Annotated in this window: 9 protein-coding genes and 1 other RNA gene; 7 read left to right on the forward strand and 3 right to left on the reverse strand. The window is 72.2% G+C overall.

The features are described 5' to 3' along the window. Positions 1-138: 138 nt before the first annotated feature. From ACQEV1_RS38440 to ACQEV1_RS38455, 4 genes are all read left to right on the forward strand, one after another. Complete coding sequence (locus ACQEV1_RS38440) at positions 139-1,446, forward strand: D-arabinono-1,4-lactone oxidase (protein ID WP_433401141.1); 1,308 nt, start codon at positions 139-141, stop codon at positions 1,444-1,446. A 272-nt stretch (positions 1,447-1,718) separates the two neighbouring features. Then, positions 1,719-3,119 (forward strand): septation protein SepH, encoded by a 1,401-nt coding sequence (gene sepH, locus ACQEV1_RS38445; protein ID WP_433401144.1) that lies wholly within the window; start codon positions 1,719-1,721, stop codon positions 3,117-3,119. A 123-nt stretch (positions 3,120-3,242) separates the two neighbouring features. Next, positions 3,243-4,214, forward strand: a complete 972-nt coding sequence (locus ACQEV1_RS38450; RefSeq protein WP_285628567.1) for an ATP-binding cassette domain-containing protein — start codon at positions 3,243-3,245, stop codon at positions 4,212-4,214. Next, positions 4,211-5,023, forward strand: coding sequence for an ABC transporter permease (locus ACQEV1_RS38455; RefSeq protein ID WP_433401148.1), 813 nt, complete (start codon positions 4,211-4,213; stop codon positions 5,021-5,023). Before ACQEV1_RS38450 ends, ACQEV1_RS38455 begins: the two co-directional genes overlap by 4 nt. Positions 5,024-5,033: 10 nt before the next feature. Here ACQEV1_RS38455 and ACQEV1_RS38460 read toward each other — a convergent pair whose 3' ends face one another. Continuing rightward, positions 5,034-8,201, reverse strand: a complete 3,168-nt coding sequence (locus ACQEV1_RS38460) for a BTAD domain-containing putative transcriptional regulator (protein ID WP_433401151.1) — start codon at positions 8,199-8,201, stop codon at positions 5,034-5,036. A gap of 161 nt (positions 8,202-8,362) precedes the next feature. Here ACQEV1_RS38460 and ACQEV1_RS38465 point away from each other — a divergent pair, with 161 nt between their 5' ends. From ACQEV1_RS38465 to ACQEV1_RS38475, 3 genes are all read left to right on the forward strand, one after another. Beyond that, entirely contained in the window at positions 8,363-8,779 is a 417-nt protein-coding gene (locus ACQEV1_RS38465; protein WP_285581612.1) for a MarR family winged helix-turn-helix transcriptional regulator, read from the forward strand. A gap of 186 nt (positions 8,780-8,965) precedes the next feature. Next, a complete protein-coding gene (locus ACQEV1_RS38470) occupies positions 8,966-9,532 on the forward strand; it encodes a YbhB/YbcL family Raf kinase inhibitor-like protein (RefSeq protein WP_285581611.1) in 567 nt (188 codons plus the stop codon). Between the two features lie 241 nt (positions 9,533-9,773). Beyond that, positions 9,774-11,543 carry a hypothetical protein gene (locus ACQEV1_RS38475; protein ID WP_433401155.1) on the forward strand — a complete coding sequence of 590 codons (1,770 nt, stop codon included), beginning with the start codon at positions 9,774-9,776 and terminating at the stop codon, positions 11,541-11,543. A gap of 417 nt (positions 11,544-11,960) precedes the next feature. On the opposite strand, the gene ACQEV1_RS38480 is transcribed toward ACQEV1_RS38475, so the two are convergent. Together ACQEV1_RS38480 and rnpB are read right to left on the reverse strand one after the other, a co-directional pair. Continuing rightward, positions 11,961-12,488 carry an Imm21 family immunity protein gene (locus ACQEV1_RS38480; protein WP_285628554.1) on the reverse strand — a complete coding sequence of 176 codons (528 nt, stop codon included), beginning with the start codon at positions 12,486-12,488 and terminating at the stop codon, positions 11,961-11,963. A 600-nt stretch (positions 12,489-13,088) separates the two neighbouring features. Beyond that, positions 13,089-13,481: RNase P RNA component class A (gene rnpB, locus ACQEV1_RS38485), an RNA gene on the reverse strand. Between the last annotated feature and the right edge of the window lie 4 nt (positions 13,482-13,485).

Consider the following 13,485-nt stretch of genomic DNA (forward strand, 5'->3'; position numbering starts at 1 on the left):
GCGGGGACCGTCTCGGGCGGGGACCGCTTGGCACGCCGACTACCCGCGCGGGGACCGCTCCGCGCAGAACCGCTCCGCGCGGAAACCGCACTCGACCGGCTTGCCGACGACCCGGATAACGTGAGTAAATCTCGGATTATGTCCTCCCCCAGCCCTGTGTGGCGGAACTGGGCCGGTAACCAGCGCGCCACTCCCCGACGCGTTGTCGCGCCGCGGTCCGCCGAGGAGGTCGCCGCCGCGGTCACGGCCGCGGCCGACGACGGTCTGACCGTTCGCATGGTGGGCACCGGTCACTCCTTCACCGGCGCCGCCGTCACCGAGGGTGTGCTGCTGCGCCCGGAGGGGCTGACCGCGCTGCGTTCCGTGGACGCCGACGCCGGTCTGGTGACCGCGGAGGCCGGCATGACGCTCCACGCGTTCAACGAGCATCTCGCCGCTCACGGGCTCGCGCTGGCGAACATGGGTGACATTCAGGAGCAGACCCTGGCGGGGGCGATCCAGACCGCGACGCACGGCACCGGCCGGGAGGCGGCCGGGCTGGTCTCGCAGGTCGCCGGGCTCGAACTCGTGCTGGCCGACGGCACGACCGTGACCTGCTCGCGGGACGAGCGGGCGGAGCTGTTCGACGCCGCTCGCGCCGGGCTCGGGGCGCTCGGCGTCGTGACGGCGATCACCTGGCACACCGTTCCCGCGTTCGTCCTGGAGGCGCGCGAGGAGCCCATGCGCTGGGACGCGGTGCTGAAGGGCCTCGACGACCTGGCCGCCGCCAACGATCACTTCGAGTTCTACTGGTTCCCGCACACCGACGGGTGTCTCACCAAGCGCAACAACCGGGTGGCCGGGCCGGCGAAGCCCCTGTCGGCGTTCCGGCACTGGCTGGACGATGAATTCCTGTCGAACTCCGTGTTCGGGCTCGCCAACCGGATCGGGTCGCGGTTCCCCGGCACGATCCCGGCGATCAACCGAGTCTCGGCTCGCGCCCTGGGCGCCCGCACGTACCGCGACCGCTCCGACCGGGTCTTCACGAGCCCGCGGCGCGTGCGCTTCAAGGAGCAGGAGTACGCGATCCCGCGCGAGGAGCTCGCCGACGCGTTGCGCGAGGTACGGTCGGTGATCGAGCGCAGCGGCCGGCGCATCGGGTTCCCCATCGAGGTACGCCTGCTACCGCCGGAGAACCCCTGGCTGTCGATGGCGTACGGGCGCGACAGCGCGTTCCTGGCCTTCCACGTGTTCCACTCGTCCGAGCACGAGGAGTACTTCCGCGACGTGGAGGATGTGCTGGCCGCTCTCGGCGGCCGTCCGCACTGGGGGAAGCTGCACACTCGCGACGCGGCGTATCTTGAGGGCGTCTACCCGCGTTTCGGGGACTTTCTGGCGCTCCGCGACAGGTTCGACCCCGAGAGGCGGTTTGCTAACGCATATACGACTCGTATCTTCGGTAAGTGAGCGGCAGGGGCACCCCCGCGACGGCATCGAACGACATCGCCTGGAAAAGGATGCACAAGAATCGTCAACCCCTCCACCTCGCACCCGGGTGAACAGGCAAGCTGGGACGACGCTGCGGGAACTTGACAGGATCACGTCGCTAGGACGGCGATGTTCGGACATGCCGGGTACGGTGCTGGCGGGCAGGTGCGTCCTGACGAGAGACTCAAGGAACCGGGGGAAGGGCACGCATGCGCCCCGAGCCACGTTGGACAGGGCACGAAAGGACACGCATGCAGGAGCTGCGCCTCGTCGCGGTCAGCGAGGACGGTTCGTACCTCGTCCTGGCCACCGCGGGCCGAGGCACCCGGTTCACGCTGCCCGTCGACGACCGGCTTCGCGCCGCGGTCCGTGGGCACTTCTCCCGCCTCGGCCAGTACGAGATCGAAGTGGAGAGTCCCTTGCGTCCCAAGGAGATCCAGGCTCGCATCCGCGCTGGAGAGACCGCGGAGGAGATCGCCGAGACGGCCGGTATCCCGGTGGAGCGTGTCCGCTGGTTCGAGGGACCGGTCCTGCAAGAACGCGAGTACATGGCGCAGCAGGCCCAGCGCGTGACGATCCGCCGCCAAGGCGAGTCCGCGCCCGCGCCGGCGCTCGGTGAGATCGTCGAGGAGCGCCTCGGTAAGCGGGGCATCGACCTGGAAGAGGTCGAGTGGGACTCCCGCAAGTGCGAGGACTCCACCTGGCGTGTCCGGCTGTCGTTCTCCTACGACGGCCGCCCGTACGCCGCGGAGTGGGCCTACGACCCGCGTCGCCGGCACATCTCCGCGGTCAACGAGGAGGCCGCGCGGCTGTCCTCGCTCGAGCTGGACGACCCGGTGGACGACATCGTCACCCCGTTCGTCCCCCGGCGCGCGATGAAGGTCGTCACCGAACCCGTACGCGAGGAGGCGCCCCCCGCCCCGGCCCCCGCGCCGCGGGAGGAACCACCGCCGGTGGAGGAGCCCGCGTTCGTACGCGAGGTGCCGCGCCAGGCGATCCCGCGACCGGAGGCGCCGCGGCCGGAGGTGCCGCGCCCGGAGCCGGAGGAGCCGCGCGAGACCGGCCTGTCCCGCGCGCCGTCGCAGCGCGAGGCCGCCCCGGCGCGCGAGGACACGGCACCGCGTGAGGCGGTGCCGCCGTCGCCGCAGGAGACCCAGCGCGAGACCGCTCGCGAAACAGCACCCGCGAAGCCGCAGGAGGAAGCCCCGGCGCAGGAGGCGGCACCGCCGCGTCCGCGTGAGACGGGCCCCGCCGAGCCGCGTGAGAGCGCCGCCGCCGCGCCGCAGGCACCGCCCGCCGAGGAGCCCGCACCGGCGCCGGCCGAACCCGCACGCCCGGCTGCCAAGCGCGAGCCGGCCGTACGCAAGCCGGCGCCCAAGCCGGCCGAGCCGAAGGCCGCGCCGCAGAAGCCCGCTGCGCGGGGACCCGTCCAGCCGAAGCCCACGCCGAAGCCGGCGCCGCCGAAACAGCCGAAGCCCGCCGAGGCCCCGGCGGCGGAGACCGAACAGCCGGCCGCGGCGGCCGCCGCCGGTGGCAAGGCCACGCCTCCGCCCGCCCAGGAGAAGCGTCCGGCACGCAAGAAGGCCCGCGGCAAGCGGGCGTCGGTTCCGTCCTGGGACGAGATCATGTTCGGCGCCCGCCGCCCCGAGTAACCGGACGTCCTCGTACGCGCCGTGTCAGGCACGTATCAGCGGATGTCAGGCGAATGTGCGTGAGATGCCAGGCCCCCCGTGGACAGTGATGGCAGGAGACATCACATTCCACGGGGAGAGCCCATGACTTACGCGATCCAGGCCGAGGGCCTGGTGAAGCACTTCGGCGACACGGTCGCCCTCGACGGGGTGGACCTCGCCGCCCGGGCCGGCAGCGTTCTGGGGGTGCTCGGCCCGAACGGGGCCGGCAAGACGACCGCGGTGCGGATTCTGGCGACCCTGCTCCGGCCCGACGCGGGCCGGGCGACGGTCGACGGGTACGACGTCGTGCGCGACGCGCACCAGGTCCGGCAGCTCATCGGGCTGACCGGCCAGTATGCGTCCGTCGACGAGATGCTCACCGGCACCGAGAACCTCGTCATGATCGGACGGCTGCTGGAGATGCCGCGCCGGGAGGCCAAGGCGCGCGCCGCCGAGCTGCTCGAACGGTTCGAGCTGTGGGACGCGCGCGACCGTGCGGCCAAGACCTACTCCGGTGGCATGCGCCGCCGGCTCGACCTGGCCGCCAGCCTCGTCGGGCGGCCGTCGGTGCTGTTCCTGGACGAGCCGACCACCGGCCTCGACCCGCACGCGCGCGGCGGGCTGTGGGACACCGTGCGGGGGCTGGTGGACGACGGCGTGACCGTGCTGCTCACCACGCAGTACCTGGAAGAGGCCGACCAGCTCGCCGACGAGATCGCCGTCATCGACCGTGGCAAGGTCATCGCGCACGGCACACCGGACGAGCTGAAGAGCCAGGTCGGCGGCCAGGTGCTCCAGGTACGGCCGGTCGACACGCGCGACCGCGAGACGGTCGCCGGGCTGGTCAGCATGGTCGTCGGCCAGGACATCCAGATCGAGGGCGACCTTGTCACCGCGCCGGTCTCCGACCCCGGCGTGCTGCCGAAGGTCGTCCGTCACCTCGACGACGCGGGCGTGCTCGTGGACGAGCTGGCACTGCGCCGGTCCAGCCTCGACGAGGTCTTCCTCGCCCTGACCGGCCACCGCGCCGAGGAGCCGAAACCCGAGCCCGAGCTCGAAGGGAGCCCGGCATGAGCGCCGCCACCGTCACCGCCCCACGCACGCTGTCCTCGCGCGTCAGCCCGCTCGCGACCGTCCGGCACACGCTGACCCTCGCCTGGCGCACGCTCGTGCAGATCAAGCACAACCCGATGGAACTGATCGACCTCAGCGTCCAGCCGATCATGTTCGTGCTGCTGTTCACGTACGTCTTCGGCGGCCAGATGGCCGGCGGTCATCCGACCGCCTACCTGCAGTACGCGCTGCCCGGCATCATCGCCCAGAACGCCCTGTTCGCCACCCTGAACACCGGTGTCGGCCTGAACACCGACATCACCAAGGGCGTCTTCGACCGGCTGCGCGCCCTGCCGATCTCGCGCATGTCGCCGCTGGCGGGCCGGATCGCCGCGGACACGGTCAAGCAGGTCTGGTCGATGGGCATGCTGCTGGCGGTGGGCATCATCATCGGCTTCCGGGTCAAGACCGACGTCGCCGGGGTGGCCGGCGCCCTGCTGCTCCTGGTGGTGATGTCGTTCGCGGTCTCGTGGGTCTCGGTGCTGATCGGCGTCCTGGTGAGCGCGCCGGAGAAGGTGCAGATCTTCGGCTTCGCCACGATCTTCCCGATGAGCTTCTCCAGCAGCGCGTTCGTGGACGTGCACACCATGCCGGGCTGGATGCAGGCCTGGGCCAAGGTCAACCCGGTGTCCTTCCTGGCGAACGCCACCCGCGGGCTGATCAACGGCGGCGCGGTCGCGACTCCGGTCGCCCAGAGCCTCATCTCGGCCGTCATCGTCGCCGTCGTCTTCGCCCCGCTCGCGGTGCGCGCCCTGCGCCGCCGCATCTGAGGACGAGGCGTCACGCCCGGGAGCCGGCCGCGTGCGCGTACGCGCACGCGGACTCGCGATTCATCGCCCGGCCCCGGGCGTACGCCGCGTCGAACCGCGCGTCGCCGATCGCCTCCCGCGCGGCCCGCTCGATGCGCGGCGGGTCGGCGAGCGACCGGTCCTCGGTGCCCCGTACGGCGACGGCGGCGCCGAGCAGGGTCGCCGCGCGCTCCGGCTCGCCCGTACGGACGGCCAGGTCCGCGAAGCCGACGAGGGCCAGCCCGGTGACCGGCGCGTCGAACCCCGCCATGGCCAGCCGGAGCGCCTCGGCGTGCCGGGCGAACCCGGCGTCCGTGTCACCCTCCAGTGTGTGCAGGAGCCCGAGCAGCGAGTTGATCATGGCGCCGAACTGCGGCGGTCCGCCCTCCCGGTGGTGGTCGACGGCGGTTTCGAGGTGTTCGCGCGCGGCCGGCAGGTCGCCCGCGCGGAGCGCGAACTCCCCGAGCGTGAAGCGGACGACGGCGAGGTCCTCGGGCGCGCTGCGGCGCCGGGCGCTGCGCAGGGCGGTGTCCAGCTCGGCCCGCGCTCCCTCTTCGTCCCCGACCGCGCTGTAGGCCTGGGCGAGGCGGATGCGGAGGAAGCTCGCGTCGTCGTGGCTCCCGAGTTCGAGAGAGAGGCCGAGCGCCTCCTCGGTGTAGCCCTTGGCGCGCACCGTCTCGCCCCTCCAGAGCGCGACCTCGGCGAGCCCGGCCAGCGCCAGCGACTGCCCCCAGCGCTCGCCGATGACGCGGAACTCCTCCAGCGCGGCCCCGAAGTCGGCCTCGACCTCCCCCACCTTCCCCAGATTGATCAGCCCGTGCGCGCGCATCGTGCGGCCGGTCGCCCGCAGCCACGGGTCGGGCGCGGTCAGCAACGGCTCCATTCCGGCCAGTGCTTCATCGCTTTGGCCGTCGAAGAACCGCAGGACCACCGGCGCGGCGCGGAGTACAGGGTGCAGGCCGTCGGGGTCGAGGTGGCGGGACGCCTCCAGGGCCGCCTCGAGGTGTGCGCGCAGGGCGGCCCGGCCGGGGGTGTCGAGGCCGGGGCTGCCGAAGGCGCCGAGCGTCCAGTACATGCAGGCGAGCGCCCGCGCCTGGGCCGGTCCCTCGCCCGGCAGCGCGACCGCCTCGGCGGCGAGCTGTTCTCCCTCGGCCCGCCGGCCGCGCATGAGCCAGTACCAGCCGAGCGCGGCGACGTAACGCACCGCGAGCGCCGTGTCGCTGACGTCGATGGCCCAGTGCAGCGCCGACTGCAGGTTGTCGTACTCCGCGTCGAGCCGCCGCAGCCACTCCACCTGATCGCGCGTGCGGAGGAGAGGCTCGGCGGTCTCGGCGAGTGCGAGGAAGTGGTGCGCGTGCGCCCGCCGTACGCGCCGCGCCTCACCGGTCTGGGACAGGTGGCCGGCGCTGTAGGCGCGGATGGTCTCCAGCATCCGGTAGCGGCCGGCGCCGTCCACGATGACGAGCGACTTCTCCACCAGCCCGATGAGGGCGTCGAACACGTCGTTGCCGCAGACCTCCTCGACGCTCTCCAGAGTGGCGCCCCCGGCGAAGACCGACATCCGGCGCAGGAGCACCTGTTCGGGCTCGTCCAGCAGGTCCCAGCTCCAGTCGACCACCGCGCGCAGGGTCTGGTGGCGCGGCAGCGCCGTACGGCTGCCGCCGGTGAGCAGCCGGAACCGGTCGTCGAGGCGGCCGGCGATCTGCCCGATCGTCATCGTGCGCAGGCGCGCGGCCGCCAGCTCGATCGCCAGCGGCATGCCGTCGAGGCGGCGGCAGACGGCGAGGGCCGCGTCGAGGTCGGCGTCGATGGTGAAACCGGGGCGCACCGCCGCGCCCCGCTCGGCCAGGAGGCGTACGGCCGGGTAGTCGAGCACGTCGCCGGCGGCGCGGGTGGTGGGGTCCGGAAAGGCCAGCGGCGGCACCGGCCAGAGGGTCTCGCCGGTGATGCCGAGCGCCTCGCGGCTGGTGGCGAGGACGCGTACCCCGGGGCAGTCGGCCAGGACGCGGTCGGCGAGCCGGGCGCACGCGTCGATGAGGTGCTCGCAGTTGTCCAGGACGATCAGCAACCGCTCGCCGGCCAGCGCGGCGACGAGCCGCTCGACCGGGTCGGCCGAGGCCGGGGCCGTACCCCGCATGCTCCCGATCAGCGCGCGCTCGCGCAGGCCCAGCGCGGCGAGCAGGGCCTGCGGCACCTCGCCCGCGTCGCCGACGGGGGCCAGTTCGGCCAGCCAGACACCGCCCGGCATGCGGTCGGCGAGCCGGTCGGCGGACTCGACCGCGAGCCGGGTCTTGCCGGCTCCGCCCGGTCCGGTCAGGGTGACGAGGCGGTTCTCCTCCAGGAGCCGCCCGACCCGGTCGAGCTCCTTCTCGCGGCCGATGAAGCTCGTGAGCCGGGCGCGCAGGTTGGTGCGGGCCGTCGGGCGTGGCCCGGTGGGCGCGCCGCGCAGCACGTCCAGGTGCGCCTCCCGCAGTTCCTCCGACGGGTCGACGCCGAGCTCCTCGGCGAGCGTGCGGCGCGCGTCCTCGAACGTGGCCAGCGCGTCGGCCTGCCGTCCCGCGGCGCCCAGGGCGCGCATGTACTGCGCGCGCAGCCGCTCGCGGAGCGGGTGAGCGGTGACGAGGGCCTCCAGCTCGGCGACGTCCGCGCGGCCGAGCCGCAGCCGTGCCTCGACGTGGTCCTCGACCACGCCCAGGTGGCGTTCGGTGAGGCGGGAGACGTGCCCGCGGGCGAAGTCGGCGTCGGCGACGTCGGCGAGGGCCGGGCCGCGCCAGAGCCGCAGCGCCTCGGCGAACGCGTCGGCGGCCCCGGCCGGGTCGTCGGCCAGCAGGACCTGCCCGCGTGCGGCGAGCCGGTCGAACTCGATGACGTCGAGGGTGCCGTCGCCGTCGAGGACCAGCCGGTAGCCCGCGGGGTGCGACTCGATCACCAGACTGGGCACCGCGCGCCGCAGGCGGGAGATCAGGGACTGCAGCGCGTTGGCCGTGCCGGAGGGAGGGGTGTCGCCCCAGACCCCGTCGGCGAGCCGCTCCGCGGTCACCACCCGGCCGGCGTCGAGGGCCAGCAGGATGAGCAGGGTGCGCAGGCGGGAGCCGCCGACCTCGACCGGCCGGCCGGCGGTGTCGGCCACCTCGAGGGGGCCCAGCAGCCCGATCCGCACGAGCCGTCCTCCCTCCCACGGTTGTCACATGCGGCCGCAGCCACGATATATCTCGATAAGTTCCCGTGTCTCGCCATAATCGTTTCCATCTTGCAGGCGGCCGCGAGGTTCCTCGGGCCGCCTCCCCGGCCACGACCGGGGACGATGGTTACGCTGATCAGGTGGAACGTTCGCTGCTCGACAGCCCGTCCTACCGGCTGATCCGGGTGCTCGGACGGTACAAGGCCGTCCTCGCCGGAGGGCTGGAGCGGCACGGGCTGCACCTGGGGCAGGAGTTCTACCTGGCCCAGCTCTGGCGTGAGGACGGCGTCACGTCCGCCGACCTCGCCGCGCGCACGGGCGTCTCGGCGCCCGCGGTCACCAAGGTCGTGAGCGGCCTGGAACGGTCCGGTCTCGTACGCCGCGAACGCGACCCCTCCGACGCCCGCCTCGTCCGCGTCTGGCTGACCGATGCCGGACGCGCCCTGCGCGAGCCGGTGACCCGGATCTGGTACGACTCCGAGCGGGAGTTCTGGAGCGGCCTCGACGAGGACGAGCGCGCGCGGATCCGCGCGATCGTCGGCGACCTGCTCGGCTGAACGCGGCGCCCGCCCGCTTGTGGGGCAGGTACGGCGGGCTCGCGCGAGAGGCCCTAAGGTGGGCCGGACGCCCGCCGCCGCCTCGTGTGAGCGAGACCGCATCCGGCACCGCTCCCGCGGATACCGCGGAATGCGAGGCCACCGGCCGGGCGCGGCGTACGATCGTCCCCCGGGAGCTATTGATCGATGATGACCACGTTTTGGCGGCCGGTCTGCCTGGCCGCCGTCGGACTGCTGTCGCTCAGTGGATGCGGCCTGGTCGGGCAGACCAAGATCGTACGCGGCAGCGTGCCGGACTCGATCACCGTGTCCAGCCCGGCGTTCCGCGAGGGCGCGCCGATTCCCGTCCGGTTCGCCTGCAAGACCGAGGGCGGGCAGGGCAAGACGCCTCCGCTGCGGTGGTCGGTCGCCTCGACCGGCGTGGGCGCGCAGGCGCTGGTGCTCGACGACCCGGATGCGCCCAGCGGGGCGTACGTCCACTGGGTCCTGTTCAACATCGACGCGACAGCGAACGAACTGCTCGAAGGCGTCGTGCCGCGCCGGGCCGAGCAGGCGGTGAACACCGCGGGCCAGACGGGGTACTCCCCGCCGTGCCCGCCAAAGGGCGAGCTGCACCGCTACCGGTTCACGGTGTACGCCCTGAGCGGCAAGGTGCCGCTGCCGAACGGCGCGAAGCTCAACCAGGTGCTCTCGGAGATCGCCCAGCGTACGGTCGCCCGCGGCCGGATGACCGTGCGGTTCGGTGGACCATGAGCCTGATGTCCACCGACGTGAAGACGGTAGATCTTCGTGGCCGAGGGCATGAGTTGATGGCCACTGACCCGAGTGGCCATTTGCGGCAAGTAGTGTGAGAGTAGATGTCCGCGAACCGTGTGACAAGGGTCATAGCGGTCGGCAACAATCGGTCTAGGTCCCTGGGGGCCCGGACGCCGGTGATCACAGAATCGGTCTCCGCGTCGGCGTCGACCGCTAGACCATGGCGTTGGGTGGTGCTATGTGGGGTCTGATCGTTGTCCTCGGACTCGTCGCGGTTGTCGTTCTCGTCGGGGTGCTGGTCGCACTCGGCATGAGGGCGAGCCGGGCGGGTGACGACGACGACTGGATGTCCGAAGACGAGCAGCCCCGCGGCCGCCGTGGAGGACGATCCCGCGGCCGTCGCGGTGAGCCCGTAGAGGAGTACGACTACGAGGAGGAGCCGTACGGTGAGCCGTACGGCGACATGCGTGTCGCCGGTACGCCCCTCGGTGGCCCTCAGCAGCTCCCACCCGCTCCCATGGGAGGGCCCTCCGGCCCCGGCGGTCCCGGCGGTCCCGGCGGCCCGGTCGCGGGCGCGCCCCCCGGTCCTCCCCCTCCGCACGCCTCGCTGCCCGCGGCCCCCGGCCCGGCGCCCGCGCCGTCCGGCCGGTCGAACGAGGAGATGGACGACGACGAGTACTGGTCGACCATCACCTTCGACAAGCCCAAGTTCCCCTGGCGGCAGAACGGCGACCAGCCGGTCGAGCCGCGCGGCAACGACCCGCTCGGTCCGCCGCCGGGTGGCCATGGCGGCCCCGCCGGACCGCCGCAGCACGGCCCCGGACCGCTGCCGCAGGGCCCCGGCCAGCCGCCGATGGAGTCGCACCCGGTCGGCCCGATCGACACCCCGGCGCCGCCGACCGCCCCGCAGCCGGCCATCCCGGCGGACCCTCTCGACGCACCGGTGGGCCGCGCGAGCGAGACCGACCCGAACGCCCCCCTCCCGTCGTACGGCTCCGCCGAGCAGAGCGGCGGCTTCGCCCCGTACGGGTCCGAGCCCCCGCAGAACAACGGCTACGGCGACGACCCGCTGAACACCGGCGAGCGGCCGAGCTACGCCGACCCTCTGAACACCGGCGAGCGGCCGAGCTACGGCGCCCGCGGCAACCGTCCCCCGGCGCACCAGCCGCCGCCCGCGCCGCCGGCCCCGCCCGCCCCGTCGCAGGCGCCGGCCACGGCCGTACAGCCGGCGGCGTCCGCCTCCGGCCCCGCCCCGTCATCCGGCGGCGAGGACGAAACCCGGCTGCCGAGCGTCGACGAACTGCTCGCCAAGATCCAGTCGGACCGCAAGCGCGGCTCGGCGTCCCCCTCCGAGAACGAGGCGCCGGCCGCGGGCTACGACCCCCTGAACGACCCCCTGAACGACCCGCTGGGCACCGGCGAGCGCCCGACGTCGTACGGGTCCGGCTCGTCGTCGTCGTCCTCGTCCTCGTACGGGTCGTCGTCGTACGGCTCGTCGCCGTCGGCCGGGGGCGTACCCTCGGCGGGCAGCGGCTGGTCGTCGTCGGACTACGGCTCGGACCCGCTCGGCACGGGCTACTCCGGTTCGTCCTCGTCGAGCGGCACGGGCGGGTACGGCTCGTCGTCGTCCTCCTACGACAGCGGCTACGGCTCGTCGTCGGGCTACTCCTCGAGCGGCGACTCGTCCCCGTACAGCTCGTCGGACGACCCGCTGGGCACCGGCTACTCGGGCTCGTCGTCGGACTCGTACGGGTCCTCGTCCACGGGCGGCTACTCGTCCTACGGCGGCTCCTCCTCGTCGTCCTCGTACGGGAACGACTCGAGCTACTACGGACCGGGCTCCTCCGGCTACGACTCGGGCTCGTCCTCGACCCCGAGCCAGCCGACGGACGACCCCAACGCCACGCAGGCGTACCCGAGCAGCCCGTACGGCAACTCGTACGGAAGCAACGAGGACAAGGACAAGCGTCCGGAGGACTGGAACTCCTACGGCGACTACCGCCGCTGACCTCCAACGGAAGGCCCCGCTCCCCCAATTCCGGGCGAGCGGGGCCTTTCGCGTTCTTCAGAACCGAACGACTGGTCAGCCTGGACCGACCTCGCCTCGACAGCCCAGATGCATCCGTGCGGGTCGCCGCTACGCCAGTGGCCAACGATCTGCATACGGTCATCGGGCTGCGAGTTCATCGTGACGATCATGAAGTGGAATGGGCCGCCTTGGTGCCGCCTTGGTTGCGGAAGCCGATCCTGTACGGCCTACCGCACTCGCCGCAGGTGTGATCGTAAGAAGCTGTGTCCCTCTCAGTAGCCACCGGCCGATCATCGCATCAGCGATCTGTCAGGCCTACCTCCTGGGTTGATCCCCAGTTTGGAAGATTTCGGGCCGCGACCGTGTGACCTTCATACGCCCAGGTCAAGAGGGTATTCAGGAGGTGCTGGCTGAGTTTGTCGTCGGCTGGAGCTGCACGAGGATCATCCAGTTGTCCTGATCCTTCAGATACGTGGCGCGGACTCTGTAACGGCCCGGTTCAAGGTCGATGAGTAGATGGTTGCCGGGCTCGATCTCTGAGCCTGGCCAGGCGGAGTCGAAGATCACGATCGGCTCATGGACGTCCCAGACGAGGTCTTCGTCCTCGTCCCACTGAACGTGGCTCCGCAGAGCGCGCTTGGCTGCGGCTACGAGTTCGCTCTCGGAGTAGGCGGCCGCCCATCGCAAAAATAGCCGTTCAGCCGGCAAATACGTTGTGGAGGCAGGTTCGTCTCCGAGGACCAGCGCGTGCTGATCGCCGATGGCGACGAGGCCGATGTATCCCTGGACCGAGCAGGCGCGGCCGTAGTCTCCCCAGGTCTCAACGGGCCCGTCGTCGTCGGTTGATCCGCCCCAATGTGAAAGCTGTGATTTTGGGGCGACCAGGAGAGGGCCACCCGCGGACTCGACCCAGGTGAGAGACATAAGCGTTTCGCCTCCATCGTTTGTCGTCGCTGTCGACAGTTTCCTGCAGTGGCCGCAGGGCCGTACCATTCCTCTCCCTGCTCCCGATAGCTGCCGACTCCGGGACTCTCGGGCGGGTTCCGTCAAGGGTCGAAGATCGGCGAAGCCGACGCCGAAGGCGCCCTTGATGGGTTCCGTCCGATCCGGACAATCTCGCAGCGGGAGCAGCCCACGGTGAGCGACGTGACAGCCGGCACCGGTCGCCCAGCTCGTCCAACGGCTCGATGCGGAACTACGGGCAAGCGCGGCCCGGAAGAACCGAGGGAATCCGTGCCAGCCAACCGGCTGCCTGCCCGCCTGGAGCGGGAGCGAAGGGCGGGCGCCGAGTCGGCGGCGCGTGCGGCCCGTCTTCGGGCCGCCTTGAAGACGGACAGGAAGTCTGCACAGGGTCGGACGGCCGTCCCAGGACGCACATCGTTCCGCTGATGCGTTTCCAACCCCGGCGAACCGCCGCCGCCCAATGATCTTCGAGGCCCTCCCGCGACCTCAGCCCGCGGGGGGCGTGGGGGGCGGAGCCCCTCACATCGGGGGTTCCGGGGGTCGCCCCCCGGGCCGGCGCAGTGGACGAGTCGGCCTGTAGGCCGGGTTCTGTCGCTCCGCCTCGGCGGAGGGGCGGCCATCCATCTAGGGCCGTCGTTGCCGGCGGCCTCGAGCGGTCTACCCGCAGGCTCGGGCAGGCTGCCCTCGATCGCCTGCGCGGGTCCGCCGTGGCGGGCCCTTCTTGACCTTGCTCCGGGTGGGGTTTACCGAGCCGCCCCAGTCGCCTGGGGCGCTGGTGGTCTCTTACACCACCGTTTCACCCTTACCTCCGCGGACGCGGAGGCGGTCTGTTTTCTGTGGCACTGTCCCGCGGATCACTCCGGGTCGGTGTTACCGACCACCCTGCCTTGTGGAGCCCGGACCTTCCTCGCCGGGGACCGTTCGGGTCCCCGCCGCGGCCGCCCGGCCGACTCGTCCA

The organism is Actinoallomurus sp. CA-142502 (genome assembly GCF_050936355.1).
Lineage (GTDB): Bacteria > Actinomycetota > Actinomycetes > Streptosporangiales > Streptosporangiaceae > Actinoallomurus > Actinoallomurus iriomotensis.

Coding starts and splice junctions, on each gene's coding strand:
- ACQEV1_RS38440 (WP_433401141.1), top strand. CDS start 139: ATGTCCTCCCCCAGCCCTGTGTGGCGGAACTGGGCCGGTAACCAGCGC.
- ACQEV1_RS38475 (WP_433401155.1), top strand. CDS start 9,774: ATGTGGGGTCTGATCGTTGTCCTCGGACTCGTCGCGGTTGTCGTTCTC.
- ACQEV1_RS38470 (WP_285581611.1), top strand. CDS start 8,966: ATGATGACCACGTTTTGGCGGCCGGTCTGCCTGGCCGCCGTCGGACTG.
- ACQEV1_RS38450 (WP_285628567.1), top strand. CDS start 3,243: ATGACTTACGCGATCCAGGCCGAGGGCCTGGTGAAGCACTTCGGCGAC.
- ACQEV1_RS38455 (WP_433401148.1), top strand. CDS start 4,211: ATGAGCGCCGCCACCGTCACCGCCCCACGCACGCTGTCCTCGCGCGTC.
- sepH (WP_433401144.1), top strand. CDS start 1,719: ATGCAGGAGCTGCGCCTCGTCGCGGTCAGCGAGGACGGTTCGTACCTC.
- ACQEV1_RS38480 (WP_285628554.1), bottom strand. CDS start 12,488: ATGTCTCTCACCTGGGTCGAGTCCGCGGGTGGCCCTCTCCTGGTCGCC.